At 36.7% G+C, this 26,285-nt stretch carries 27 protein-coding genes and 2 pseudogenes; 17 read left to right on the plus strand and 12 right to left on the minus strand.

Annotated elements, in window-relative coordinates; translation table 11 throughout:
* Positions 1-507: 507 nt before the first annotated feature.
* On the plus strand, positions 508-1,617 hold the full coding sequence (locus M028_RS0112735; RefSeq protein ID WP_026574229.1) for a processed acidic surface protein: 1,110 nt from the start codon (positions 508-510) through the stop codon (positions 1,615-1,617).
* 1 nt (position 1,618) lies between these two features.
* Positions 1,619-2,260 carry a class D sortase gene (locus M028_RS0112740; RefSeq protein ID WP_026574230.1) on the plus strand — a complete coding sequence of 214 codons (642 nt, stop codon included), beginning with the start codon at positions 1,619-1,621 and terminating at the stop codon, positions 2,258-2,260.
* Here M028_RS0112740 and M028_RS0112745 read toward each other — a convergent pair.
* From M028_RS0112745 to M028_RS29925, 6 genes are all read right to left on the minus strand, one after another.
* A complete protein-coding gene (locus tag M028_RS0112745; protein ID WP_026574231.1) occupies positions 2,236-2,466 on the minus strand; it encodes a hypothetical protein in 231 nt (76 codons plus the stop codon). The genes M028_RS0112740 and M028_RS0112745 overlap by 25 nt on opposite strands.
* A gap of 12 nt (positions 2,467-2,478) precedes the next feature.
* The gene (locus M028_RS0112750) at positions 2,479-3,408 is read right to left on the minus strand and encodes a nucleoside hydrolase (protein ID WP_026574232.1); all 930 of its coding nucleotides are present in this window, start codon (positions 3,406-3,408) and stop codon (positions 2,479-2,481) included.
* 23 nt (positions 3,409-3,431) lie between these two features.
* Complete coding sequence (locus tag M028_RS0112755; protein WP_026574233.1) at positions 3,432-4,613, minus strand: NupC/NupG family nucleoside CNT transporter; 1,182 nt, start codon at positions 4,611-4,613, stop codon at positions 3,432-3,434.
* 118 nt (positions 4,614-4,731) lie between these two features.
* Entirely contained in the window at positions 4,732-5,649 is a 918-nt protein-coding gene (locus M028_RS0112760) for a pseudouridine-5'-phosphate glycosidase (RefSeq protein WP_026574234.1), read from the minus strand.
* The gene (locus M028_RS0112765) at positions 5,650-6,744 is read right to left on the minus strand and encodes a carbohydrate kinase (protein WP_026574235.1); all 1,095 of its coding nucleotides are present in this window, start codon (positions 6,742-6,744) and stop codon (positions 5,650-5,652) included. It abuts the gene before it with no gap.
* A gap of 251 nt (positions 6,745-6,995) precedes the next feature.
* Entirely contained in the window at positions 6,996-7,946 is a 951-nt protein-coding gene (locus M028_RS29925; RefSeq protein WP_051591033.1) for an EamA family transporter, read from the minus strand.
* A gap of 231 nt (positions 7,947-8,177) precedes the next feature.
* Here M028_RS29925 and M028_RS0112775 point away from each other — a divergent pair, with 231 nt between their 5' ends.
* The 7 genes from M028_RS0112775 (at position 8,178) to M028_RS0112805 (ending at position 14,245) form a co-directional block, all read left to right on the plus strand.
* On the plus strand, positions 8,178-9,269 hold the full coding sequence (locus tag M028_RS0112775; protein WP_026574236.1) for a carbohydrate kinase family protein: 1,092 nt from the start codon (positions 8,178-8,180) through the stop codon (positions 9,267-9,269).
* A 556-nt stretch (positions 9,270-9,825) separates the two neighbouring features.
* A complete protein-coding gene (locus M028_RS29930; protein ID WP_035424126.1) occupies positions 9,826-10,092 on the plus strand; it encodes a helix-turn-helix domain-containing protein in 267 nt (88 codons plus the stop codon).
* 293 nt (positions 10,093-10,385) lie between these two features.
* Positions 10,386-10,607, plus strand: a complete 222-nt coding sequence (locus M028_RS0112785; protein ID WP_026574237.1) for a helix-turn-helix domain-containing protein — start codon at positions 10,386-10,388, stop codon at positions 10,605-10,607.
* Between the two features lie 290 nt (positions 10,608-10,897).
* Entirely contained in the window at positions 10,898-11,434 is a 537-nt protein-coding gene (locus M028_RS31490) for a competence protein ComK (protein WP_051591028.1), read from the plus strand.
* 89 nt (positions 11,435-11,523) lie between these two features.
* Positions 11,524-12,495 (plus strand): DnaD domain-containing protein, encoded by a 972-nt coding sequence (locus tag M028_RS29940; RefSeq protein ID WP_231510811.1) that lies wholly within the window; start codon positions 11,524-11,526, stop codon positions 12,493-12,495.
* Complete coding sequence (locus M028_RS0112800) at positions 12,492-13,754, plus strand: replicative DNA helicase (protein ID WP_026574238.1); 1,263 nt, start codon at positions 12,492-12,494, stop codon at positions 13,752-13,754. The genes M028_RS29940 and M028_RS0112800 overlap by 4 nt, the downstream gene beginning before the upstream one ends.
* A gap of 119 nt (positions 13,755-13,873) precedes the next feature.
* The gene (locus M028_RS0112805) at positions 13,874-14,245 is read left to right on the plus strand and encodes a hypothetical protein (protein WP_231510812.1); all 372 of its coding nucleotides are present in this window, start codon (positions 13,874-13,876) and stop codon (positions 14,243-14,245) included.
* Positions 14,246-14,398: 153 nt separating this feature from the next.
* On the opposite strand, the gene M028_RS31495 is transcribed toward M028_RS0112805, so the two are convergent.
* Entirely contained in the window at positions 14,399-15,739 is a 1,341-nt protein-coding gene (locus M028_RS31495) for an OmpL47-type beta-barrel domain-containing protein (RefSeq protein WP_269320935.1), read from the minus strand.
* 256 nt (positions 15,740-15,995) lie between these two features.
* Between M028_RS31495 and M028_RS0112815 the strand changes: the two genes are divergently transcribed.
* Both M028_RS0112815 and M028_RS32810 read left to right on the plus strand, forming a co-directional pair.
* On the plus strand, positions 15,996-16,985 hold the full coding sequence (locus M028_RS0112815) for a hypothetical protein (protein WP_026574240.1): 990 nt from the start codon (positions 15,996-15,998) through the stop codon (positions 16,983-16,985).
* A 30-nt stretch (positions 16,986-17,015) separates the two neighbouring features.
* Positions 17,016-17,180 (plus strand): hypothetical protein, encoded by a 165-nt coding sequence (locus M028_RS32810; RefSeq protein ID WP_155925596.1) that lies wholly within the window; start codon positions 17,016-17,018, stop codon positions 17,178-17,180.
* A 304-nt stretch (positions 17,181-17,484) separates the two neighbouring features.
* On the opposite strand, the gene M028_RS0112825 is transcribed toward M028_RS32810, so the two are convergent.
* Positions 17,485-18,957, minus strand: coding sequence for a sodium:solute symporter family protein (locus tag M028_RS0112825; RefSeq protein ID WP_026574241.1), 1,473 nt, complete (start codon positions 18,955-18,957; stop codon positions 17,485-17,487).
* Positions 18,954-19,154, minus strand: coding sequence for a DUF3311 domain-containing protein (locus M028_RS0112830; protein ID WP_026574242.1), 201 nt, complete (start codon positions 19,152-19,154; stop codon positions 18,954-18,956). Before M028_RS0112830 ends, M028_RS0112825 begins: the two co-directional genes overlap by 4 nt.
* Positions 19,155-20,023: 869 nt before the next feature.
* Here M028_RS0112830 and M028_RS0112835 point away from each other — a divergent pair.
* From M028_RS0112835 to M028_RS0112850, 4 genes are all read left to right on the plus strand, one after another.
* A complete protein-coding gene (locus tag M028_RS0112835) occupies positions 20,024-20,320 on the plus strand; it encodes a hypothetical protein (protein ID WP_026574243.1) in 297 nt (98 codons plus the stop codon).
* Between the two features lie 234 nt (positions 20,321-20,554).
* A complete protein-coding gene (locus M028_RS31500; RefSeq protein WP_051591030.1) occupies positions 20,555-21,103 on the plus strand; it encodes an ATP-binding protein in 549 nt (182 codons plus the stop codon).
* Complete coding sequence (locus tag M028_RS29955) at positions 21,094-22,179, plus strand: hypothetical protein (RefSeq protein WP_051591031.1); 1,086 nt, start codon at positions 21,094-21,096, stop codon at positions 22,177-22,179. Before M028_RS31500 ends, M028_RS29955 begins: the two co-directional genes overlap by 10 nt.
* A 24-nt stretch (positions 22,180-22,203) precedes the next feature.
* Entirely contained in the window at positions 22,204-22,572 is a 369-nt protein-coding gene (locus tag M028_RS0112850; protein WP_026574244.1) for an ASCH domain-containing protein, read from the plus strand.
* A 919-nt stretch (positions 22,573-23,491) separates the two neighbouring features.
* Here M028_RS0112850 and M028_RS0112855 read toward each other — a convergent pair.
* The 3 genes and pseudogenes from M028_RS0112855 to M028_RS29960 form a co-directional block, all read right to left on the minus strand.
* Entirely contained in the window at positions 23,492-23,890 is a 399-nt protein-coding gene (locus M028_RS0112855) for a hypothetical protein (protein WP_026574245.1), read from the minus strand.
* Positions 23,869-24,258, minus strand: coding sequence for a HEPN domain-containing protein (locus tag M028_RS0112860; protein WP_026574246.1), 390 nt, complete (start codon positions 24,256-24,258; stop codon positions 23,869-23,871). The genes M028_RS0112855 and M028_RS0112860 overlap by 22 nt, the downstream gene beginning before the upstream one ends.
* 78 nt (positions 24,259-24,336) lie before the next feature.
* Positions 24,337-25,113: pseudogene (locus tag M028_RS29960) on the minus strand (ATP-binding protein); the annotation flags it as partial.
* A gap of 156 nt (positions 25,114-25,269) precedes the next feature.
* On the opposite strand from M028_RS29960, the gene M028_RS31505 reads away from it, so the two are divergent.
* Both M028_RS31505 and M028_RS0112875 read left to right on the plus strand, forming a co-directional pair.
* On the plus strand, positions 25,270-25,614 hold the full coding sequence (locus M028_RS31505; protein WP_051591032.1) for a hypothetical protein: 345 nt from the start codon (positions 25,270-25,272) through the stop codon (positions 25,612-25,614).
* 469 nt (positions 25,615-26,083) lie between these two features.
* Positions 26,084-26,285 (plus strand): annotated as a pseudogene (locus tag M028_RS0112875) (IS110 family transposase); the annotation flags it as partial.

Below are 26,285 nucleotides of genomic sequence, written 5' to 3' on the forward strand. Positions count from 1 at the left end.
ATTAAGTATTTATTTTTAATGAAAATGGGGCTCCTCTAGGGCGTTAGATCACATTGTATTGGGTGTCTGAGGCTTTAGACCTCGTGGGTCAGCGTTATGGATCTTGTCCTGCAAATACGGATAATACGTGAAATTCAAAGTTTATATTTGCTAGGTGGTATCACTGTAGGATGAAAACACGAGATCCTTTCACGTTCTAGAGGAGCCCTGTTATATAGTTCTGTGATGGTTGAATCTTCAAAAAAATGGATATTGGGGTTCTACTTAAGTTTGGCCTTTTTTATAAAATATTTACTCTTGACTTAATTGCCATTATACGCTGACCCCAAGATAATATTTAACAATTATCACAAAAAAAGTACCAGGGACTTCCATCAATCCCCTTTTTCTAATGTGCATTTCTTCCTAATTATTTCAAAAAAAGAAATTAATCATTACATAAGGTGATTCTAAAAGTATAATTTATTGGAAGAATATCAACTAGAAATGTAGAAATGAGGAAGAAGTGTGGGGAAAATTGCTAGGATTGTCATTTCATTCGTTTTATTGTTAGGATTCATACCCAAGCTGACATTTGCAGCCGAAAACTCCGATTTTGATGCTGATTTAGAAACCTATTTGAATGAAATCAGCGAGATCCGCGGTTTTACAGTATCAAAAGATGACATTGAGATGTCACTCAGTAATTATGATGAAACGTTGGGGAATTTTAAAACCGTTAACGGTCCCGATGGTTTAAAGGAATTTCTTGGTGAAGTAATCAAATCGGATTATAGTAATTTAGCCTATATGAAGGATGATTACGGTTTATCCATTGAACAACTCACTTCCCTATTAAAAGAAAACGGTGAAGACCTCAACGACTATGTATTTGTAGACGATCTTGATGAGGCGGTCTACTTTTATTTAAATCCGGATGACAGCCGATCAGGAAATGAACTGGACCCGGATTCCATTAAAGAACTGTTAACTATGTTCCAGGATGAATTTGGACTTACAGATCAAGAATTAACAAATTTAACGAACCATTTAAAAGGATTAGAGGAGAAACTATCCACACCTGAAGCCCTCGATCAAATGGACAAATTGGCACAAAGAATGGAAGCTTTTCAACAATTTCAAACGATAGATCAGTTAACTGCCGACCAGATCCAGGAACTTTTGTCCATTTATCAAGAGTTTATTACGATACTGGAATTAAAGATAGATTACGTTCTTGTAAAAGGGGAAAATGAAACACCTTTAACTATACTAGATCTATTAAAAATGGAAGAACTGGTCGATGCAAAATTGAAAGTAACCATTTCAGACTTGGACGGAAACTTTTTAGCGGACCTACTTATCACAGGAGAAATGGTGGACTCTGATACCGTTAAACAAGTTGGCAAAGATTTAAGTACTACAACTGACAAAGTGAAAGAGGTTGTGAAAGCAAAGCCAATCGCAAAGCATATTGTAAAAGGGAAAAAGGCAGTTCTTCACCCTGTGATGAAAACTGTAAAAGGCGGTGAGCTTCCGAATACTGCTGGAAATTATGTTCAGAATGTTCTCATTGGAATGCTCTTGATTTTAGGAGGGGCCGGTCTTTATTTTACCTTTAGAAGAAAGGCAGCTTAGGATGAAAAGAAAAAAGACAAAAATAACCCTAATTGTTTCGATTCTAATGATTGCAACAGGTTTAGCCATTTCAACCACAAATGGCTATAAGTTCTTACTGGGATATTTTATGTACAAAATGCATAAACCGGACACAGTTTCAGCCACTTCTAACTCATCTAAAAAGCCTGAAGTCCAAAACAAACAAGTGGCCATGTCTCAAGAATTATACACCGTTCGTCCGAAAAAAGATGAACAATTTGGGGAATTATACATTCCTAAGCTTAAAGCTGAATTACCTATTTTTGAAGGTTCAGATGAAGATGAATTATCAAAGGGAGTTGGGCATTATGCGCAAAGTGTTCTCCCTGGGGAAAATGATAATTCCGTGTTATCAGGGCACCGGATTACCGTTTTTCGGAGGCTGGGACAGGTTGGAAAAGGCGACCTGCTTGTTGTTACTACTTCAGCGGGCAAGTTTACCTATAAGATAAAAAAGGTAAGAATCGTTGATAAAGATGATCGGACGGTTATCGTCCCGAAACCGGTAGCTACGCTAACGGTTACAACCTGCTATCCATTCAACTTTATCGGAGATGCACCCAAAAGATACATTTTAGTTGCCTATCTATTATCAAGTCAATTAACAAATGAATCTAAATAACCACGGGGACGGTTCTCATGGTCCAAAAAAGCCGCGAGAACCGTCCCCATGGTCTTTCCTGCCGCATATGCCCGGTTTCCGCCTTTTCCTCCAGGACTCATAAATAAATCACTGCCAAGTAAGGTTTCTCCCCACTCAGGTTTTCGATTAATTTTAACTACCATATCCATGTTTAAACTGCCTACAACAACAATGTCTGAACTCATTTCTATTCGTCCTTAATATTTCTTAAGTGCTTCAATCATTAATTTCCAAAAACCTTCTACATCAAGTTCTAAACCAAACTTGGCATTAACTTTTCTACCTGTAACTCCAAGCAGATCAACTAAGGTTGTCCCTGCAGTAAATTCTCCCTTTGTTTCAACTGTAATATTTACCTCTTTCGTCTTAAACAACTCTGGAGCAACACAATATGCTACAGTTAATACATCGTGTACTGGCGCGCCATCAAAATCAAACATTTCTTTATAGGTTGATGCGAAAAACACTAATAATTCACCTACAATTTTAGCGACTTTGTTGTCAATTTTATTTACTTGATCGATCACTTTTTTTGTCGCTAGAGCTTGATGGGTGATATCCAATCCCATAACTACTAAAGGAATGCCACTATCAAATACTTTTTTTGCGGCTTCTGGATCAGCCCAAATATTAAATTCAGCAGTTGGCGTCCAGTTGCCAAATGTTCCTCCACCCATAAGAACAATCTCTTTGATATTGTCCTTTATTTCCGGTGCTTTTGATAAAGCTAATGCAATATTTGTTAATGGTCCTGTTGGAAGAATGGTAATAGGTTCGTTTGATTCTTTTATAAGTCGAATAATGGTATCAGAACCGTGTTCCTCACTCCAGCTGCGAGAAGGTTCCGGCAGCTCCGGGCCATCCAAACCAGATTCTCCATGAATACCAGGTGCAGTTTCACGTAAGCGAATCAATGGCTCACTTGCGCCTTTTGAAACAACCACATCCGTTAACGAAACTAAATCACAAACTTTTAATGCATTCATCGTCGTTTTTTCAATTTCTGCATTTCCAGAAACTGTTGTAATGGCTAAAATCTCTAATTCTGGCCGTGCAGCGGCTAAAATAATCGAAATGGCGTCATCATGTCCTGGATCACAATCCATAATAATTTTTCTCGTATTCATTCTATTTCACCTCTATAATAATATTAAATTACTAATCCCATAATTGTTCCTGAAATGACTGAAGCTAATGTTGCACCTAGCAATAGTTTTAATGCAACTTTTGAAATATAATCCCCTTGTTTTTCACTAATTGATTTGATTGAACCAGAAACAATACCAACAGTTCCAAAATTTGCAAAACTAACTAAGTAAACGGATACAATCGCAATTGTTCTATGGGAAAGATGTTTTGAAATTTCACCAAACTTCAACATTGCCACAAATTCATTCGTAATTAGTTTTGTCGCCATAATTCCACCTGCTTTTACTGCTTCTGCCCATGGAACACCCATTAAGAAAGCGACTGGTGCAAAAATATAACCAATAATTGTTTGGAAAGAAATATGAAAGGCACCTAAAAAAATCACATTAATCAATTCCATCAAAGAAATAAATCCTAATAGCATAGCACCAACGATAATCGCAATTTTAAATCCATCCATTATGCTTTCTCCAACCATTTGGAAAAAAGGAAGTCTTTCTTTTGCTTCAATTTGAATAATATCCTCATTATCGTCTAAATCATATGGATTAATAATATTCGCAATAATTAGTGCACTAAAAATATTTAATACAACAGCTGTTACAACATATTTTGGCTCTAACATTTTCATATATGACCCAACCATCGCCATACTAATTGCACTCATAGCTGAAGTACAAATTGTGTAAAGCCGCTTTGGAGTTAAATGGGGTATTTGTTTGATAATGGTTAAAAACACTTCTGGTTGTCCAAGTACAGATGTAGATACAGCAAAATAGCTTTCTAATTTCCCCATTCCAGTTATTTTACTTAAAATTAAACCGATATATTTGATTATGAATGGCAGTACCTTTATATAATTAAGGATTCCAATTAAAACTGACATGAAAACAAGAGGCAATAATACTCCAAGGAAAAACGAAAATTTACCTTCATTTAATAAACCACCAAATACAAATTGAACTCCTGCATCAGCAATTTTCAATAAATCTTCAAAAAAAACGCCCACTTTCGTAATCACTACTAGACCAATACTAGTATTCATCATGAAGTAGACTAAAATGATTTGTATAGCTAACATAATCAGAATACGTTTATATTTTATTTTTTTTCTATTATTACTGAATAAAAAAGCAAGAACAAAAGCAAGTAAAAGTCCTGTTAGTAAGAAAATAACATTCATATTCAGCCTCTCCTTATATTTGTTAGCGTTTTCATATATTTTTAAAAAACTACTTCTATAAAGTCAAAATTAACTCTATAGAAGTTGAGTTGATCCTATCTGCGAATTCAGTTTGGTATTATTTTGTTTTGTTGTTGAAACTAACAGCAAGCTCGGTTCCTACTTTAGCATTATGTTTTACTAATTCAATGTTGGCTTCAAGGCTTTTGCCGCCAGTTAATTCTTTAATTTTTCCTAGCAAGAATGGAGTACTATCTTTACCGATAATATGATTTTCTTCCGCTTCTTTAATTGCTTGGTCGATAATTCCATTGATATATTCTTCGTCCATCGCATGTTGTTCAGGAATCGGGTTCGCGATTACTGCCCCACCCTTAAGGTTTAATTCCCATTTCGTCTTTAATGTTTCAGCAATTGCATCGATGGAATCAGTAGAGATATTTAATTTATGTTCACTTTTTCTTGTGTAGAATGCAGGCAAGACCTCAGTTTCAAAGCCAATCACGGGAACCCCTTTTGTTTCAAGGTATTCAAGTGTAAGTGCTAAATCCAGAATTGATTTTGCCCCTGCACAAACTACTGCTACATCCGTTTGCGCTAATTCCTCAAGGTCAGCTGAAATATCCATTGTTGTTTCAGCGCCTTTATGGACACCGCCAATACCACCGGTTACAAAGATTTTGATGTCTGCCAAATCAGCACAAATCATTGTTGAAGCAACAGTTGTAGCACCAAGTCTTTTGGTTGCAATAATATGAGCTAAATCACGTCTCGATACTTTCGCAACACCTGAACTTTTTCCGAATAATTCCAATTCATCATCTGTTAATCCAATTTTAATTTTCCCGTCAATAATGGCAATTGTTGCTGGAACAGCACCGTTATCGCGAACAATTTGTTCAACTTCACGAGCCATTTTTACGTTTTGCGGATAAGGCATACCGTGAGAGATAATCGTAGATTCTAATGCAACGATTGCTTTTCCTTCAGCTTTTGCTTGTTGTACCTCTGCAGATAATTCAATATAGTTTTTCATTTAAATTGCCTCCATATCGATGATAAATTGTTTTTGTGATAATTCTTGTCTAACTGTATACTTTGACATAATGGTTTTATGGGAATTGACCAAACCTGATTTAATAATGTAATCAGGGTCTTTCTTTTGTAACCAGGAATAAATAACTCCTGAACAAAATGAATCTCCTGCACCTGTAACATCAACAACCATTGGTGTTTCAATCGCTGGAAAATGTTGAATCTCGCCATTTTCAACTCCTGCCATTACACCTTTGGCTCCATTCGTTACAATTACATTTTTTACACCTATCTCCAGCCACTTCTTAACTGAATTTCCCCAATCCTTCTCATCATTGATTTTAATATTCATAAAGGTTTCTGTTTCATCTTTATTTACAATGAGCCAAGTCACTGCACTTAATGTTTTTGGAAGCCTGTTCATTTTTGGAGACGAAACAGGGATCACTACTAATGGAATATTATATTTGGATGTAAAAGAACAAATATAATCAATCGTTTCGCTTGGACAATTCAAATCCACGACGATACATTTAGCTCTTCTAAGAAAATTACTTTTTTTTATCATCAACTCAGGAGTAATATTTTCATAAACATCCATATCTGCTAATGCAATGGATAAATCGCCATTCTTATCCAAAACGGCTGTATAGGAACCTGTTGCTGAATTTTCAAATTGAGTGACATGCTCTAAATTCATAAAAGGTGACGATAAATTGTAAATCTCTTCCCATGCTGTATCTTTACCACTTGCTGAAATTAGGAAAACTTCCTCACCTAATCTTCCTAAGTTTTCAGCAATATTTCTTGCAACTCCTCCAACCGAACTAGAGGATTTTACTGGATTAGACGTTTCATTCGTAATTTCATATTTCGCATAGAATTTCCTGTCGACATTAGCTCCACCTATGCAAATAATAGGGTTTGTTTCATTTAAGACATAGGCCTTGCCCATAACATACTCTTTCTTGATTAGTTCAGAAATTATGTTAGCAATTGACGACTTTGATATTCCTACAAGATCTGATAACTCCTGTTGAGAAATAAATGGATTTTCCTTAATCTTGCCTAATATTAATTCTTCATTTTCATTCATATCATTTGTCATGTTTACACCTCAATTCATAACAAACAATTGTTTATATAACAAATGTTTGTTTGTTAAACATACGTTTAGTATACGCTTTCATATTGGATTGTCAATAGAATTTAATAAAAAAAAGGATTTCCTATTGTTTTTTATCGTCACAATAATAAAATCCTCAACTAATAGCATATTTTATTCCAATATTCGAAAGTCACATCTAGCAAGTGTGAACTACATTTCGTATAACTGAATTGAAAGGATCAACTAATGTGTTTTTTAAATTCACCAACCAAGTAAGATTTATTTTTTGTCCTTTGTTTTGCAACCTTATTTTTAATTAACAATAAATTACTTGTTAACATTGTTGGTAAGCCTATACCGAGGAGGATGATTACGATCCCTGCTATCTGCATCGCAGTAACTGTTTCACTTAGTAATATAACTGACACCATCACCGCGATTGGCAATTCAATAGCACTTAAAATGGATGTCATGCCTAATCCAACTTTAGGAACGGCAATAGTAAATAAGAATACGGGAATAATCATGCCAAATAACCCTAATGCCAAACCATAAATCCAAAGTCCTTCGTTAAATAAAGTACCATTCCAAATAATTTCTGGTGATTGAAATGCAGCAGACGTCATAAAAGCAAAGAAAGAAACAAACATTAAACGACCCGAGGTATTCATACTTGAAGTTGCCCGGCCATTAACAAATAAAAATAGTGAATAACAAAGGGCTGCCGCTAACCCCCATATCCACCCTTGAAAAGGTATTTTAGATAAATCAACATCAAGCAAACCGGCTGCCGGTATGGTTCCCGAAACCAATAATAGTAAAGAAATAAATTCAATCCGAGTGGGAAGCTGGCGTTTTGATATACAGGAAATCAGCATACCAATCCATGTAAATTGAAATAGAAGAACAACTGCTAAAGAAGCTGGTAAATAGTTCAAAGAATGGCCATATACAATATTTGTCAACCCCGTTAAAACACCTGCAAAGATAAGCATTTTAACTCCCTCAAAGCTTATTTTTGTTCTGTTTGTTAGGAGAAAAATACTTACAGCGATGCAAAAGCCAATAAAAAATTGACTTGTAACAGCTTCTGAAGCAGAAAAACCACTACCCATTGCTAATTTTATAATTGTTGAAACTACACCATAACTACTAGCAGCCATAATGACCAAGAGAGGGTACAGATACATATTCATATTCTAATTCCTCCAATATTTTTAATTATTTCTCAGACCAAAAATTACACCCGCAATATTGAGCACAGATCAACTTTTTAGCAATCTATTTTTTGGTTATAATGAATTGACTATTATTATGAAAATCAATAAGATTACCTTTCAAAAGTATAGTATATAATTAAGCGGTTAGCAAACATTTGTTTATTAATAAAACTATTGTTTATTGAGGAGTGAGGTTATTTCATGGATAAAGAGACTCAAATTTTACAACACATAAAAATGAATCCTTTCATTTCGCAGCAAGAATTATCAAGTAAAGTGGGACTATCACGACCTGCGGTTGCAAATTATATTGCCAGCTTGACGAAACGAGGTGAAATCAAAGGCCGTGGCTATATTCTCCGCGAAGAATCGGCGATCGTATGTATCGGAGGAGCAAACACAGACCGAAAAGCACGAACAAATCAAAAGGTGCAGTTATATTCATCCAATCCAGTTAAAATTTCTGAAGCTTGTGGAGGTGTAGCACGCAACTTTGCGGAAAACTTAAGCCGGCTAGGGCTTAGCACTTCTCTTATGACTTGTGTTGGAGATGATAAAGAAGGTAACTGGATATTGAAGGAAACGAAAAGCCAAGGAGTAGATGTTAGCCAAGTATGGGTGTTACCAACAGAACGGACAGGGACCTATACGACCTTATTGGATATTACTGGTGAAAGTACCGTCTCAATGGCCGATATGAATATATACGAAAAATTAACAACTTCCATGTTTGAGGAAAAATGGTCCTTTATTACTGCTTCAACTGCTGTTTTTTTGGATACAAATATTCCTGAGGAATGTATCAGTTATATCATTAAACGCTGCAGCGATGTAAATATCCCGATTTACATTGATCCTGTATCTTCAGCCAAGGCACGAAAACTTCCTTCTCATCTTGACGGTGTAAAACTGCTGGTTCCTAACCGGAAAGAAGCAGAGATACTTTCTGGCATAAATATCGACTCGATCAAGGATTGTCAAACAGCTTGTGAAAGAATTAGAAAGCGTGGCGTTCAAAACGTTATTATCACACTTGGGGATCAGGGGGCTTATTATTTCTCAACTGAGGAATCTGGGCATCTGCCTCCATTCAAATCGGATGTTGTTGATGACACAGGGGCTGGTGAGGCATTTGCTTCATGTGCCATATATGGAATCATGAACGAAGAATCACTGGTTAGTGCTTGCCAATTAGGACTTGCTGGTGCTGCTCTTACCCTTCAGACTGAAAAATCTATATCATCTTTTTTAAAACCTGAAAAACTTTATGAAATGGTAAAGGAACTTTCATGACAGGTGCGTATCACCCCCATAAATGGATCAGAAATCGTCGAAGTACTTACTTTTTTATTGACAACAATAAAAGCCAGCTCTGAGTAATATAACCAGGCTAGCTTTTATTATTGTTAGTAATTTCCTTCTGGACTTAAAAAACCTCATTTACTTATGATACGGTTCACCCCGATTAATTCGTAACGCCCGATAGATCTATTCCACGTTTGTTTAAAAACGAACATTGTCCAGTTTCCCCTGAAGTTTATGGTCGAAAAAATCTGTTCCATTTTTCCGATTCATCTCCTAACCTATCAAAAATGAATTTCGGTTTTAAAATTGTGCCGATTTCGACAAACTGGGCTTCTACACAAACGTTTGATTAAAAATCGAGAAAACCCCTCTAATTTATAGTTTTCTTTATGATAAAACGCAAAAAAGTTGTCGAAACCTTGGGTAAAATGGAAGAAAAATAATATTCACTCAACAATGTTTCCTTAGGTAAAACTTTGTAACCTCCAGTACGTGGAGTGATCCCTATACAAATTATGTAATGGTCTAAAAAGGAGAAATTCTTTTGAGACCGAATGAAACCTTTGGAGAATTATTAGCAAGATTAAGGAGAATAAAACGACTATCCTCAGATGAACTTGCCCATTTATGCGGGAAAAGCCGGAAGCATATAAGTGCACTTGAAAATGATAAAGCTGTACCAACCTATGATTTAACCTGTACATTGGCTGAAAACCTAGGGGTAAAGCCCTCTTTACTATTCAATAAACTCGGCGAAATGGCTGACCAGGCTCTGGAAGCTAGAAAGCCATTTAGAAAAGACAACGATTAAAACGATTTAAGCTAATATATGATACCCAACCAATTCTTACAATCTTAGAGTTGTTTCGACAAATGCGTTAACTCATCAATCGTTTGATTAAATTAGCTAACACCCCTTCCTATAACTGGCTTTCTCTATTCAACTGAATAAGAAAGTTGTCGAAGGAAGACACCGCAAAATTTGACAAAATCCTGAACAACTGTATGAAAACTTCCAAGTGGGATATGAACGCATTCCACTCGGAAAAATTTTTTATGTTACTTTTGAACTAGAGAGAGAATACAAAGGGTGGAGGCACAGTGATGGAAAAGAAAGTGACTGTCAAATTACAAAACATTGTACAGAAACATGATGTATCCATAAGAGAAATGTCCAGATTAACGGATATTCCTCGTCCTACTTTAAGTAAATTAATGAATCAAAAAGCGCAAAATATTCATTTACCACATATTTTGCGGATTGCCGACGTCTTTAACGTCAATGATATTCGCGAAATAATTGACCTGGAAGAAATAAATACCTAATCTTCAACGGGGCGGCTCTTATTTAACCGTGCAACTATCCTTTGCCGCCCCTCTATCTTGGCGAATGGGAACAAATCAAACCGTTTAAGAGAATTGGATATTCCAGAGTTTCTTTAACATTCAGCCTCGGCACCCCATCATTCAACCCCAAAATGTTAGTGTTCAATCCTCAGGCAATGAAACCATTTGCCAACTATAATTCCATACTTTTGTAACCGCTTAAATGGAACAGCTCTCACTCTTTGTTTGTAATGCTTTCTTTAAATAAATGAAGGAGTTGTAGAACGTTTATGGAAAAATTCCATATCATTAAGCCGTCTTTCATGTACATGGAAGGCCATGTCGACCGGAACGCGTGGCTTTGTTCAAAGGTAACCCAAACAGATGGAATCATCCTTGTCGACAAGTCCCCTGTCCAAATTCTCAATGACAGCATTCGATGCATTGGTTTTAATTTAAAAGGCGCCTTGGAAACATCCAAATGGATCATGGGGGACTCCTATATGTGTCCCATCATGGTGAATCCGATTCTGAGAATTGTCGTGTTCCCAACGAAGTCAATCAACAATGAGGATTCCATCTGGTTGAACCCGGACCAGATCCTGCGGACAAGCAGCTATTTCAACAAAACAAAAGTTGAATTTAAGAACGGACATATGCTGATTGTTCCCTGCAGGCTGTCTGCCTTTAACACAAAGCTGCAGACGGCGGAACAGTTTCGAAGGATTACTTGTGGGATTGCAAGAGATCCTCTTTGTTTTGTGCTAGAGCCGAAGAAGAAACGGATGGAGCTTGGTCGGAAAAAACAAGAAAAGCGGAGTAACTAAAAATTCCCCATGGGCGGTTCTCATGGGCCCAAAAAGACCGCAAGAACCGCCCCCATGATCATCCTAATGAAGAAAGGTAATGATAGATAATGGCAAAATATAGAATAGTACAAACTGAATTTTGGAAGACTCCCATCGTTTCAGAAGAGATGACCCCGGAGGAAAGATATTTTTACCTCTATCTGCTTACGAATCACCATACGACTCAAATTGGAATCTATAAAGTTACGGAAAAACAAATGGCTTTTGATATGGACTATTCGATTGAGAATGTTCATTTGTTATTAGAGCGCTTCATCCTCCATTACAAGTTGATTCGGTACAATTTTGAAACGAGGGAACTTGCGATTCAAAACTGGGGGAAAGATAACCTGGATAAGGGCGGGAAACCAGTCGTGGATTGTATTCTTTCCGAATTAAAAAGGGTTGAGGACCATTCACTCATCCGTTATGTTGCGGAACCCATTCGTAAACAGTACTTTCGCAGCCTCTATGAACCTTTTTATAAACAAGAAGAGAGGTTTTTCGATAACGAAGAAAGAGAACAAGATAAAAAAGATACATATAAGCGGGAAAATATAGAAAGGGACGATTCGTTCCCGTGTCGTCATACGATACGTGGACAAAAAGAAAAACAAAAAGAAAATGAAAAAGAAAAACAACAAAAAGCCTTTTACCTAGACATAGAAAATCCCCAAACAACAGAAGATGTGAAAGAAATTATAGAGTTTTGGGACACGAATGGATTTGGGCTTACAAACATGAATGCAAAAGAACAGCTATTATCTTGGCTAGATGATTCTAGCTTTTTACAGCCAAAAGAAATGATTTTAAAAGCCATGAATATCGCCTGTGCCAATAACAAGCGAAGACTAAACTATATAGTCGGGATTCTCAAAAACTGGGAAAATCAATCTTTACAGACCATAGAAGAAATTGACTCTTATTATGAAAACCAAAAACCTGTACTTAAGTCTAAACCATTAAGCGGATCGCCTCCTGCCGGAAGAGCGATTCCAAGTGAATTTACACTCGACCTTACAGCGGGTGAGGTGTCATGAATATTGCCGAAAAAGCGTTCCTAGGAAGCCTAATGAAGGCGGAGTACTTACTCAAAGATACCGTAATTCAACCGGAACAGCTGGAAAGTATAAGGCATCAAGAAATAATGCGAAGAATGACCGAGTTAAAACAAGCTGGTAAGAATATTGATTTGGTCACCTTCACCACCCAACCTGACCTCGAAACATTCGGTGGAATATCCTACCTCTCAGAGCTGTTATCGTACGCTGATGTGGAGAAATTTGGCGGGACGGAGAAGCTTATTCTTGAGCTATGGAAGGAGCGGGAAAAGCGAAATATCTTGAGCGTTGCCGCCATCAATGATTGGGAGATTGCGAAAGTGATTGCGGAATTGGATAAAATTAATCAAATGAAGACGGAAGATCATACTTCCTTACAACAGGCATTGGCCAATGTCTATGAGGCCCCCTGGGAGGATCAGGCTGCCTTGAAAACTGCCACCACAGGAATCAAAAAGCTCGACGAAGTGACAGGAGGCTTTCAAAACGGGGAAGTAACGATTGTAGCGGCAAGACCCTCGATGGGTAAAACTGACGTGATGCTTCATTTTGCAAAAATGACAGGTTGGGCAGGATTTCTGCCCCTCGTCTTTTCCTTAGAAATGCCTGAAAAGCAGATCACCTCCCGATTAATTGCTTCTACTGGCGGCTTTAATCGTGCAAAGATGCGAGATCCGAAAAGAATGCTTACGCCAACTCAAAAGAATAAATGGTCGGATGTGATTGGGGACCTCACGGAAACCCATATGCAAATATTTGACGGAGCTGGACAAACCATTGCCGAAATGAGAGCGAAAACGAGAAAGCTGATGCATCAATTTCCCTATAAGAAACCAATCCTTTTTATAGATTACTTAACCCTGATCCATTCCATTCAATTTTACGGCGGGAATGCCCACTTGCAGGTAACGGAAATATCCAAAGCTCTGAAGACGATGTCGAAGGATTTTGATTGCCCCGTCATTTGTTTGGCGCAGCTCAATCGATCGGTGGAATCAAGAGCCGATAAACGGCCGATGATGTCGGATATTCGGGAATCGGGCAGTGTGGAACAGGATGCCGATGTCATTTTGTTCTTGTACCGGGAAGCGTATTATGACAAGGAAATCGAGGACCATTCCCTTGAAATCATTGTCTCGAAAAACCGAAATGGTCCGGTTGGAACTATCAGGGTGAATTATAACGAGCATACAGGAAGGATTGAGGATCAGAAGGAACCGAGTCTTACCCTTGAATAGCCTATCTTTAGGCCTTTTAAACGCAGTCCTACAGCTGTAAATAGAATGGAATAACGAGGTGTTGTTACTTGCTTGTGAAGGATCTATACCAAGATTGTTTACTTTATGAGGAATCCTCATTGGCCCATTACATTTACCATTTACTCGCTGAAGGGAAAATATCATTAGGGGACGACTCTTCCAAAATCGATTTAAACCATGCGGATCAACACAAAGTAGCGGAAATGATTCAAACTAATGTATTAGGTTTTCATAGGGTGGGCATCTACTCCCTGAAGATGAACCAGAGAGCTTTTGCCTTTATCTATGCGAGCAGTCAGGAAGAGGTCATCAAATTCTATATTAAAACATTTCATAAAACCCCATTGAACTGTCATGAATATTCGCTAGATTTGGAGCTTACTAGAGGAAATGGTGTCATTTCGTTTCGAGACATGAAGAAAGAATTCAAGAGTTTTCCGGCTATAGCTGGATGTTTTATGAGGGGGTGATAGCCAGGGAGGTGATCTTTTTTTAGAACGAAAACCAGTTAAGCTCGTGTAATAGACAATGGCGAAGCAGCCTTTAATGGTATCTTCATTATATCAGTGGCCAATCTACTGCATGAGTGGGGGCATTCCCCCACTCAGCCATTCCAAATCCATTTATTTTCCTTGATCGTGTGGAACCGTTACGGATGCGGATTGTTTTGAAACATGACCCGCAACATCCGTTACTTGATAAGTGATCGTATACACTTTTCCTTCTTTTGCTTTCCCAGAACGCTCCGCTCTTAGGTCAAAAGATTTGTCAAATGTGCCAAAATTAGCGTTTTGAATATCATCCGCTGCTGTATTGGAATCGCTGCTTGTAATCGAAACAAGTTCTGTTTTCGCGACGCCAGAAAGAGAATCATCTGCCTCAACATTTGCGTTTACGGTTACCAATTTATGATTGGGTGCCCACAGTTCTGTTTTATCTAAAGAGACGCTAATGGTTGGGGCTGTTTGATCAATCTGTATCGTTTCCGTTTTCGGTTGCTCCGTATTTCCTAATGTATCTATACTGCGGTACTCCACGCTATACTTCCCGTCTTCATTGAAAGTGACTGGGGCATTATATGCAATCCAATCCCCGTCATTGATTTTATACTCTGTTTTGGCCACATCGGCTCCTTCATCTTTTGCGGATAATGTCAATATAACGGGCGATGAATACCAGTCATTTGTTACCGGTGAATCAGAAGTTAGTGTAGCCGTTGTAACAGGCGGATCCACGTCTTGCTTTAAAATCGTGATGTCTACTTCACCGTTACCCGTCCTCACTCCATTTTTTGTTTCACCATTTTCAACACCACCGGTATAAGAAGTTCCGCCAAATCCCCCTAAATCCCCGTAATATACAACAGTCGGGTTACCTGGAAAGTAACCGAAACTTCCGCCATAGTATCCACCGCCTCCTCCGCCTCCGTCAGAAGGATTTGCTCGCCCTTGATATAACCCGCTTAGCGTATTACCCCCATAATCCATACCGCCCGCTCCTCCTGGAGAGGACTGTCCGCCACCTCCTCCGCCTCCAGCGACAAGAATGCGGTCTCCAATCCCTTCTCCTCCAACACGAACGTCGGTACCGCCGCCTCCTCCGCCACTACAATTGTATATCCCTGCATTACCGCCGCCGTTATATCCGCCGCCGCTTCCACCCCATGCACAATCTGCACCTTTACCTCCAGCAAAAATATAAAGCTGCTCTCCCGGTGTTACTGTGAGATCTCCTCCAGCATACCCTCCAAGACCACCAGGATGCTCGTTATTCCCACCGGCTGCTCCGTAGGCCTCAATCTTGACTCTCGTTACTCCATCTGGAACAGTGTACACCTGCTTGCCGCCTGTATATGCGAATTCCTTTATATCACCCGTTTGGGCAAATACTCCGCCTGGCAATAATAAGATGGCTGTGGATGCGGCTAGTGCTGAAAGTCCCATAAAATTTTTCAGTTTTTTCAATGGATTCCCTCCCATAGAATAATATAATGGCTATTCCACCTTTCCCCCTCTCCCTCAGTACAAAGAATTATATTTGTTCTTTATATAGAAAATTCCTACTTTTTAAGTGCCACAGGGACGGTTCTACTGGTCTATTTAATTCATTTCATCGACAAAAAAAGCCATCAGAACCGCCCCCTGGTCCTAAATTAAAGAGGATATTTTAAGATTATGTCGAAAATAATGGGAAAACAGAAAAAAATGGGGTTATTAAGTTATGTTCAATTCCGGTAGGTTAGTTGTTTTCTTATCAGTGATCATTACAATTGCAGGAACAGCAATAACAATTCTATTATTAAAAATTCCCGAGGAACATTTGAAGACTGCTATGGTAATTTATAGCATTGTTTCTTGGCTTTTAATTATCGGTATTGTTTTTCTTTTCCTTCATATTGACCAAAAAGATGACGAAATTAAAATTTTGGAGAGGGATATAAAAAGTGAAACAAAACAATTATGGAAACACTATAATGAATTAAGTCGTTTTGAAAGGAACAAAAGTTTAAGGGAATACATGAATATATTCCTCAAAGATAATGAATACGTTGTTGGTATACAAAGATACGACTATAGCGTAACCAAGACTTCACCACTCAAGATTATATTTAAAATAAATTATGAAGATGGTATTGTAAGAGAACATGAGGATATTAACGCCATGGTCCAATCTTATTATAAGTTTAATAAAATCGATTTAATAAAGTTTAAAAAAGCAATCATCGATGCCATGAAGCATGAAAAACTTGACAATCTAAATGATTTTCTTAAAGATAGCAAGGTAAGTATAGAAAAAAAACAAATTGATGAATTAACGGATACAGATGCATTGACACTTTCCCTTTCACAATTAGCTTTATCACATTTAGAAAAAAGGTTCTCCGTTACTTCACGAAATCATCTGCTAAAAGATGAGTATATGAAAGCCCTAAATCGCAAAAAGCGACTTGGAATCATAAGGTCCATTATAAATTACGAAATTTTAAATGGCAGTCCATTTTTTTCCTTTGGGTACACAGGTGACGATGATTCAAAATCACTTAGAAGGTACATGACGTATATTGTAAAATCAGAACGCGGAGAAAAATTCCTTTTTCTTATTACAATCAATACCGATGAGGATTGGGACCCCTATTTAGAGAACAAGCATTTCAACGATATTATTAATAAATTCCGCAAAGGCTTAGTTAAAAGCGGAATGACTTCATGATATAATAGAGTTACATTGGAGGTGTTTTATTTGAAGGAACAAAATGAAAAGAAAAATATGCAGGAAAAGGTTCTTGAAATGCTAAATGAACTTGGGCTAAATGCTGTTCCTGGCCAACCACATTTAAAAAGAAAAGACGCTTCCCTCATTATGGACATGAATAAGAACGACAAAGAAATTGTTTTACGCGCCTAAATAATACTTTATATACATTTTTTATAAAGCTGGACTACAAATCATAATTGTAGCCCAATTTTGATTGTTGGTTCGTTCAGCTGCAGTTAGATCAAATAATGGGATATTGTGGAACAACCAGAAACGCAAAAACTAATTAGTAAAACGAAAATTGACCAACCCTAATTCGGATTGGTCAATTTTCGTTTTATATAGGCTATACAAAACTTCCATAGTCTGTCGGTCACCATAGAAACAAAATGCCCGATACTCAACGTCATCCTAGCAACAAACCGCCAATATCCCTTTTACACCTATTTAAAAATCAAATCGTCTGTGATTTATCCTTCACAGCTACCACTGCTTGAGATATCATACTCACGATTACCATTGAAATAGCATTAATCACCAATGCAATAAATCCGATATTTAAATCCTGAATGTATAACGGCATGAACGGAAATAGTGTAGCCATTGATGTTTTGGTGATGGTAACGTATGCAACAATACCTACACCGACGATAATTCCAGTAAATGCACCATGCTTGGTTACAACACTATTTTTAAAGAAACTGGCAACCAATGGCGGGAAAAACTGTGTAGCTAAATTAAAAGCCATTAGGGAAAGTGTGACAAGTGAATTCCCCTTCTCTAAAGCAAAATATAAACCAATTGCCGATAATATCGGGACCAATAACTTGGTCTTTCTTAATAATTGTTCATCCGTTGTAGATGGAAAAAATACTTTATATACATTTTTCGTAAGGATTGTTGCACCCGTCATCAATAGGACGGAACCCGGGACTAAAGCTGTTAATAATCCTGCGGCCCCGATTAGTCCGACAAACCACGGATCAAATGTTTTAGTAACAAGTTGCAGTAAAGCTAGATCGCCGGCAGCACCTTCTAACCCTGGAATTTGCAACACGGCGGTGAACCCGACAAAGAGAATAAACAGGAGCATCAGCGTGTACAATGGTGTAATGACAGCATTTCTGCGTAGAGCATTTCCGCTCTTTGCTGAGTAAATTGGACCAAATGTATGAGGAAACATATAATAGCCAATAACAGTTAAAAAAACGGTTGAAATATACCAGGTAAGATTTAACCCTTTTTCAGGAAAAGTGAAAAAGTCTGGCTTCGCTTCTGAAACAGCTTGAAACATGGGATGAATACCCCCATAGTAATGAAAAGGCATATAAATTCCGATAAAAACAACCAGAGATAAGACTAAAATGTCCTTCATAACAGCTGTCCATGCCGATCCATGTATACCTGAAATCATCACATAGATTGTCACGGAAATAACGCTAATCCAAATCGCCAAATCTGGAGAGATCATTCCATATGAGGTTGTAGAAACAATAATGCCCAACCCTTTAAACTGAAGGACAATATACGCAATAGTTGGCAGCATCCCGATTAAAGCTACGAGAACACCCAAGGATTTACTTTTATACTTAGAAACAAATAAGTCAGGATGTGAAACTAGATTATGCTTTTTTCCGTACTGCCAAATTTTTGGAAGTATAAAATAGGCTAGAATATACGCAAGGGATAAATAAGCAAGAATGTAATACGAAGGTGCCCCCTTAGAATACGCCCACCCACTTGCGCCAAGAAAGGTAAAGGTTGTAAAGCTTTCGCCGGCTCCCAGAAAAAAGGTGAAAATTGTACCGAATCCCCTTCCCCCAACTGCCCACTCTTCTAGATTCATATTTTTTCCTTTTCTCGCCTTAATTCCAAGATAAAGGGAGATTAGTAAACATCCAAAGATCATGATTAGTGCAACATTCATTCCGCATCTCCCCCTTTATTTGCCACATCAAATCTAAAAATAATGGCTAATATACACGATGTTATGACTACCCATAATACAATCCAGAAAAGGATAAATGGCATTCCTAGAACATATGGGGTCATTCTGTTAAAAAGGATTGATCCGCCCAGCATTCCTATAAATGGAATGAAGGCCAACCAATGGTAATTTTTCATCCAATATTCCTCCTCCTGCCATGAACCAATTGCGCCAATCTTTAGTGTTTGGCTCTCATCGCAATTATTAATCTCTTGTACACCATGTCCAATGCCTACTGTTACTGCACCTAGAGAACCGTCAATATATTTATTACCTTCAAGATCATCGATATAAATCCCTTTCCATATAGGGCAGTAGAATATTTACCTCCTAATACCAGTTAAATAAGGTATCCACGAATCTTCATATGTATAAAAACCTCCTCTAAACCATCGAAATATATTACCAAATATTAGAATAATTAAATTGTATTATACATTTAAAATTTCCACTATTATACAAGAGGATAAAAAAAAAGACTCCCTTGTATACACCATGTATAAGATGCTCGAAACATATTTATATAAAAAATAAAGGAGTTTAATAAACCGAGAGGAGTAATTGACTTACTTTGGAGATTCGTATGTATGGGTGTTACAACTCCTATTATGAAACAAACAAAATTGTTTGCTGGTAAAAAGGGGTAAATCGGAGGTAGCTTTTGATTCTGGCCGTAAAGATCCTCAGGGATATCATAGGCTTTCCCCGGTTTTTTGTAAGCGTAAAATGAACTAACACCGGATTCTTCCATTAATATTAAAAGAAAAAGCAGACATGTCTGGATGCCCGCTCTTCCTTCAATAGATATACCAGAAGGATTTTATAATTCTTAGTTAAAATGTTCTTCTACTTTACCGCTTTATACTTTAACTGAGTGAGGGTCTGACCCCAAGATATCCAAAAAGTTCATTTCTAAATGAATAAATTGTCCTACGGAATTTAATTTATGGTAAAATATAACTAATTTTTGTTAATAAATATTGCCTATGGAAAGTGAGGATTTATAGTGGATCTAAAAAAAGTATTGTATAAAGGTTTAAAATATTCATCGGTTCCTGCATTTGTCGCTACTAAGTTATATGAAGAAGTTACAGATGCTGTTGGAGAAAAGAAGAAAGATAATGAAGTAAAAAGAAGACGTGAAGATGCCATAACAGAAAGAATTCTGACTTCTAGAGAAGTAAAGTTTGAAGAATCCACTAATATTGAGGGAGAAGTAGGTGGCGGAGTTCAAGGAGAAAGCATTAATGCTAAATTAAGAGCTAAAGGTGGAAATTCAAGAAAAATGAGATTCGAAGACTAAAAATTAGCCGAATACTTTTTCACCAAATGAAAACACCAAACACCAAAGGGGGGTTCTCAATGTCTAAAAAAACTGGAAAAACCGTCCCCATGTCTTATTTACAATTTTATAGGCGCACGCTTATTTTTAGCCGGGGGTCTGACCTTAAGAATTAAACGAAAAAATTTGGATGCTGTATATAAAATATTGTAATTTAAATTTTAAACTATTAAGTTTTAGGTGGGTGTTAATAAATTGCCAAAAGTTATTTTTATTTGTGGTATTCACGGCAGTGGTAAGACTACTTTGGGTCAAAAATTATCTAAAGTATTTCACTATCCATTTGATAGCGCAAGTAACATTATCAAAAAAATGGCGGAACAAAATTGGGACAATGAAAAGCGAGTTAAAGATATTGATAAGAATCAAAATATTTTATTAAGAGGAATTAATATTCTATATTCTCAGGATAAATTTATTATATTGGATGGACATTTTACATTATTAGATAATGAGAAACAAATTTCTTACATACCTATTGAAATGTTTCAAAACTTAAATCTTTCTTGTGTTATCTCGTGTATAACTCCTTCGGAAATAATCGTTGAAAGATTGAAAGAAAGAGATGGAAATACATCTTTTGATGTTGACACTTTGAATAACTTTCAAGAAGCAGAAAAAGTACATGCTAACAATATTTCAACACAACTTGGAATACCTCTTTTATCTCATAAAACCGATAAAGGAAATCTTGAAGATTTAGCTAAAAAAATAATCAAAGGAGAAATACTAAAATGCAATTAAAATCCTATGATGTACTTAGTGTAAAACAATATAGGTTCTCCGAATTAAACTTGGACGATGTTTTTTTTGACTCACTAAAAACAGATTATCCTGGGTTTAGTGATTGGTTTTTAAGAAAAGGTGGGGAAAAAGCTTTTGTAGTTAAAAATGAAGAAGGCATCCAAGCATTTTTGTATATGAAAATAGAAGATCCAAACGAAGATTATTCTCATTTTGAAAAAATACTCGATCCTGCAAAAAGGTTAAAAGTGGGTACTTTCAAAATATCACAAAATGGATACTATTTAGGCGAAAGGTTTTTTCGCATAATTTTAGAACATGCAATTATTAATAACGTTGAAGAAATATATGTTACTATCTTTCCTAACCGAGAAGAACAAAAGAAACTTATTAGTTTTATGAAGGAGTTCGGTTTTAATTTATATACGAAGAACAAAAAAACGAATGAACAGGTTTATATACGAAAAATGAACATTATTTTAAATGCTGAGCCAAGTTTAAATAATTATCCTTACATTGCTAAAAATAGTAGCAGAAACTATTTTTTACTTTGTATAGATTCCGTTTATCATACTAAGTTAATTCCGGACTCAATAATTAGGGAAGAAAATCCAAATGATTTTACTAGTAAGATTACCGCCGCCAACGCTATTCAAAAAATCTATATTGGGAATTATAGAATCAGCCCACAACCTGGAGATATTATTATATACTATAGAATGAAACCTGAAGGGGATAAACGAGCAGCAAGATTTGCCACTACATTAACAGGTTTTGGGATAGTTTCTGAAGCTTATAAAAATATTAAGTCTTTTGAAGATGTGGAAAAAATTGTATCCAAGAGAACAGTTTTAACGGAAAAAGAGATTAAACAAAAACTTGCTAATCATAAATACGGTGTAAATATATTAAAGTTTTATGATATTTATTCTTTTAAGAAAAGGCCAATTAGACAATTCCTGTTAGAAAATGATATTCTTGGAGATAATGACTACCCTACTAAGAAAATTTCTGAGCAAGATTTTGATCTAATTTTAAAAGAGGCAAAGTTTAGTAAAAATATTATATTTATATAATTTTGATAATGAGGTAATTTAATTATGAGTAAAATTATATTATCAATTCATCCACGATTCGTTGACAAGATAATTAGTGGCGAAAAACGTTATGAATTTAGAAAGGTAAAAGCTAAATTGCCTCCTGAGAAAATCTTCATTTATTCCACATCACCTGTCTCCCAAGTGATCGGTGAAGCGGAAGTAGAAAACATATTAATAGATACCCCTGAGAATCTTTGGAAGATAACTTCCGTCTATTCCGGTATAGACAAAGCCTTTTATCAGAATTACTACAAAAATAAACAAGAGGCCATAGCTTATCAATTAAAAAATGTTATAGTATATCCTGAACCTAAAGAATTAAAAGAATACGGGATTAACACAGCACCTCAATCTTTTATTTACGTTTAAAACGGCCACGGACATATGCTTTGGCTATTCGTTGTAATCTATTAATTATTAACCGTTTCTAGTTTATTTATTGCCTACTACTTAAAAAAGGCCCTAAAAAGACCTTGTTAAATTAAAACAAGGTCTTTTTAGGGCAGACAAAAATCCATGGATTGCCAGACTTTTGGAATAGGCCTAGTAGTCCATATTTCATTTCCCTCAAATGAAATATGTGGAGAATACTTGAGAATTAGCTTAATTTTTCTTCTACCTTCGGACATGCAACACCAGCAGCTAGAGGAATTCTAAGTAATAATTATCAAAAAAAGTTTTTAATTGGTCAAACAAGTCGTGAGAATGTCCTCATGGTCTACTTTATCGCTTTAAACTTTAGCTGAGTGAGGGTCTGACCCCAAATTTCCAGCGATCACACCGCTTCATAAATCCACCACCCTTTTTCCTACTATATTAGCATTTTATTTATTGATAAAGAGTAGACAAAGCTCGGTAAATTCCTTTGGCCGTTTTTACCTTAACCGACAAGTTCCGAAGGTTTTTTATTTAAACAAACGTTTGATTAAAACAGCCTCTAAGCCTTTTGGAAAACGGACATATTGCTGGTTTTTAGTAAATTTATTGTCGGTAAAATGGCTTCGTTTTTTCGATTTAATCTCCACTTATTCAAAAAATCAGCATAATCTCACAAACTTTGACTGATTCCTTTAAATCAGGTGTCTAATCAACCGTTTGTTTAATAACCCAGAAAAAGGCGGTAAATATGGGTATCTCCTCATATTTCTATAAAATGTTTGTCGAAAGTTGCCTCTAGTGATAACGCAAATCTTGCAATTTGACGGGCGGCCCTGCTTGATTTGCGGTATGCCCGTGCATAAAAAAAAGCGCCCATTGCTAGGCAACTTTACTGTTTTGGTTTAATCCTTTATTGAATTCGATAAATATAGGCATCATCAATAAAGATATTGCCTGCACGATTTCGTGAGAAGCGAATACCGGAAATGTCATTCGGCCCTGTTTTTTGGACAGTGCCTAAATTTTTGATTAATGAATCATTGGGGCTAACGACTAAAATATTTTCTAAAGAGAATCCAACAGAAACCCCTGCATTCTCCATTTGCTTTAATACATTCCATACAAACGTATAGGCTGCCTTCGGACCTTCAGCGTCTCTAATCTCGGATGCAATAATGAACTTCCAATAATCCACTTCGGAATCATAAAGCCACATCGCGGAATGAACTTTCATGTGAGCCAAATCCAATTCCCTTAATAGGATTTCACCATCCACAAAATCCCTTTCTACCAATGTTGTTTTAACCACTCTAATACCCCCTCTTTTGGATTCGCAACTGCTTCGTAAATATTTTTTGCTTCCTCCTTCAAATGCCTTTTATAGCGGTCCTGTTCAGACCATTCCGTAACGATCGACCAGTTAATCTGAATCCGTTCGTCCACATGAATATCGACCACCTTAAGCAATTGAGTTAAATTATAAGTATATATTTTATCGATTAACTTCTTATCGGGAAAATCAAATTCCTTCGTATGCTTTGCAATACAAGCCTTAAGGGCACATTCAATGACATAACCAGATAAATCATAGGCGCCATCATAACATTCGTGATCTAATAATACTTTTGCATCCTTCAATCTTATTATAGCAAGTTCCTGAAGTTCATCTCTATTCATAGATTAATCCTCCCTATAGAATTCCATACTTATTGCTTTTTTGTTGGCGAGTATCTGTCCCTGAATTTCAACTATTACTTAAGTCTCTCTTGCCATGCTCTGCTGCTTATGCAGTCCACACCGTCTTAGCGTCATGGCTTCCCAAATAGCCGTATCGGTAATTTCCTCATCCCCTGCTAAATCGGAAATTGTCCTCGCCAAACGAATAATTTTTATTTGAACCCGGTTGCTCCAATTCTGCTTCAAAGCAACGTTTGTAAGCATTTTTTGTTGATAGCTTGTGAGCGGGCTAGTTTGGGAGAGTACCTCAAATGGTACTTTCGCATTCGTTATTTCTGTTTGATAGCGTTGATATTGAATTTTCCGAGCCCTTTCTACCCTTTTTTGGATATCAAATGAATGCTCTTGTTTTTTGGATGGCTGGTCTAAATTAACTGATTGTAGAGATAGAAGAATATCTAATCGATCATATACTGGTCCAGATAATCGATTGCGGTAGGATTGAATTTGCTTTTGGTAGCAGGTACAATATTGGCTGTTGGAGCCAAGGTACCCACATGGACATGGATTCATTGCTCCAATTAGAATAAAGGATGAAGGGTATGTAACGGTCGAGTGTGCCCTGCTGATGGTTACGGCTCCGGTTTCAAGCGGCTGTCGCAGCATATCAAGTGTTTTTTTGGTAAACTCCGCTATTTCGTCGAGGAACAGTACACCGCGATGGGCAAGAGAGATTTCCCCTGGCCGGGGAGCTGATCCGCCGCCAATAATGGCTACCGAGGAGGCGGAGTGATGTGGATGTCTAAATGGCACCTGCTGATGAATGAATCTTTTTTCTCCAGCAAGCTGATATAATACCTAAACTGGATATACATACATTTTTATAAATAGGCTGTTTTCGGAAAGTTTGTTGCTATTTCATCCAAAACGGTAAATACGAGATATAATTTGATTGTAGAGATATACGCACGAATTATATATGAAATGATAAAAATCATTGGAGGTTTAAAAATGCAAAAAATAGACGCCGAAGAATTGGTAAGTATAATTTTGGGTCCAATTATATTGGCTGGTATAGTTTGGGGAATCCATACAGCCTATCAAAATTATGTAGAAGAAAATGAACGTAATTTCGACAACGACATAGTAGAGTGTAATCCAAATGAAAATCCCGATTGTATCGAAGAAGCACCACTAGATGCTAGTGATATATATGGACCAGGAGAAGAACCTGTCAATGGTAATCCAGGCTATCATAGCGTAGAAGGCTATTACAGAAGTGATGGTACACATGTCAATGGATATATCAGAAGCAATCCAGACGGAAATCCAAACAACAATTTAGGAGGAAAATAAAAAGACTGAAAATCTCTATAAATCGCTGGAATTAAAGAATGACAAAATGATATTAAACTACTATTTTATGAGTATATCCTTGTCTATATTGTAATTCCACAGGTCTTTAGGATCTATCAAAATATATTTGATTACAATCATGAAAAAGTGACAGCACACTGCATATTTAATTGACACTGAAATTTTAGGTGGGGGAATTTTGGGTTAGAGGTTATTGGAAAAATTATTGGCAAGTGATTACATTTCTATTTGCCATAAATGCTTTTTTAACTTATCAAATATAATAAGAATCCCCCACTTCAATGAAGCAGGGGGCTCTTTTACTTTACCACTTTAAACTTTAGCATAGTGGGTGTCTAGTATAGTAAATAGGTCAAATAAATAGAAAAAGGCCACCGTTTTCATTGTAAAATGGAAGTACCTATCACAGAACTTCTAATTTACTACCCCCACCAAGGAGTTGAAAACGATGGCATATTCATTATTTAACCATATTCAAGGTAAAAATGGAAGTCGATGGGCAGAGTTTGTACGAGAAACAGGGACTGAAAATTTGTTGATGGTGGCGATTGATGCAGCGAAATTCACTCAAAAAGCCCTAATTGGTACGTTCTATGGGGATATTTTAGTGAAACCATTTGAGTTTGATGCGTCTATGACTGGTTTTGAAT

This window comes from Bacillus sp. UNC438CL73TsuS30 (assembly GCF_000482325.1).
In the GTDB taxonomy this organism is placed as follows: Bacteria; Bacillota; Bacilli; order Bacillales; family Cytobacillaceae; genus Neobacillus.

Excerpts from the sequence above, each read along its gene's own strand:
- M028_RS29940 (WP_231510811.1), top strand. The coding sequence starts at position 11,524 with ATGGCAAAATATAGAATAGTACAAACTGAATTTTGGAAGACTCCCATC.
- M028_RS0112750 (WP_026574232.1), bottom strand. The coding sequence starts at position 3,408 with ATGAATACGAGAAAAATTATTATGGATTGTGATCCAGGACATGATGAC.
- M028_RS0112850 (WP_026574244.1), top strand. The coding sequence starts at position 22,204 with ATGAGTAAAATTATATTATCAATTCATCCACGATTCGTTGACAAGATA.
- M028_RS0112800 (WP_026574238.1), top strand. The coding sequence starts at position 12,492 with ATGAATATTGCCGAAAAAGCGTTCCTAGGAAGCCTAATGAAGGCGGAG.
- M028_RS0112830 (WP_026574242.1), bottom strand. The coding sequence starts at position 19,154 with ATGAAAAATTACCATTGGTTGGCCTTCATTCCATTTATAGGAATGCTG.
- M028_RS0112775 (WP_026574236.1), top strand. The coding sequence starts at position 8,178 with ATGGATAAAGAGACTCAAATTTTACAACACATAAAAATGAATCCTTTC.
- M028_RS0112765 (WP_026574235.1), bottom strand. The coding sequence starts at position 6,744 with ATGAATGAAAATGAAGAATTAATATTAGGCAAGATTAAGGAAAATCCA.
- M028_RS0112760 (WP_026574234.1), bottom strand. The coding sequence starts at position 5,649 with ATGAAAAACTATATTGAATTATCTGCAGAGGTACAACAAGCAAAAGCT.
- M028_RS29955 (WP_051591031.1), top strand. The coding sequence starts at position 21,094 with ATGCAATTAAAATCCTATGATGTACTTAGTGTAAAACAATATAGGTTC.
- M028_RS0112755 (WP_026574233.1), bottom strand. The coding sequence starts at position 4,613 with ATGAATGTTATTTTCTTACTAACAGGACTTTTACTTGCTTTTGTTCTT.
- M028_RS0112825 (WP_026574241.1), bottom strand. The coding sequence starts at position 18,957 with ATGAATGTTGCACTAATCATGATCTTTGGATGTTTACTAATCTCCCTT.
- M028_RS31505 (WP_051591032.1), top strand. The coding sequence starts at position 25,270 with ATGCAAAAAATAGACGCCGAAGAATTGGTAAGTATAATTTTGGGTCCA.
- M028_RS0112815 (WP_026574240.1), top strand. The coding sequence starts at position 15,996 with ATGTTCAATTCCGGTAGGTTAGTTGTTTTCTTATCAGTGATCATTACA.
- M028_RS31490 (WP_051591028.1), top strand. The coding sequence starts at position 10,898 with ATGGAAAAATTCCATATCATTAAGCCGTCTTTCATGTACATGGAAGGC.
- M028_RS0112740 (WP_026574230.1), top strand. The coding sequence starts at position 1,619 with ATGAAAAGAAAAAAGACAAAAATAACCCTAATTGTTTCGATTCTAATG.
- M028_RS0112860 (WP_026574246.1), bottom strand. The coding sequence starts at position 24,258 with ATGAATAGAGATGAACTTCAGGAACTTGCTATAATAAGATTGAAGGAT.
- M028_RS0112785 (WP_026574237.1), top strand. The coding sequence starts at position 10,386 with ATGGAAAAGAAAGTGACTGTCAAATTACAAAACATTGTACAGAAACAT.
- M028_RS29925 (WP_051591033.1), bottom strand. The coding sequence starts at position 7,946 with ATGTATCTGTACCCTCTCTTGGTCATTATGGCTGCTAGTAGTTATGGT.
- M028_RS0112745 (WP_026574231.1), bottom strand. The coding sequence starts at position 2,466 with ATGAGTTCAGACATTGTTGTTGTAGGCAGTTTAAACATGGATATGGTA.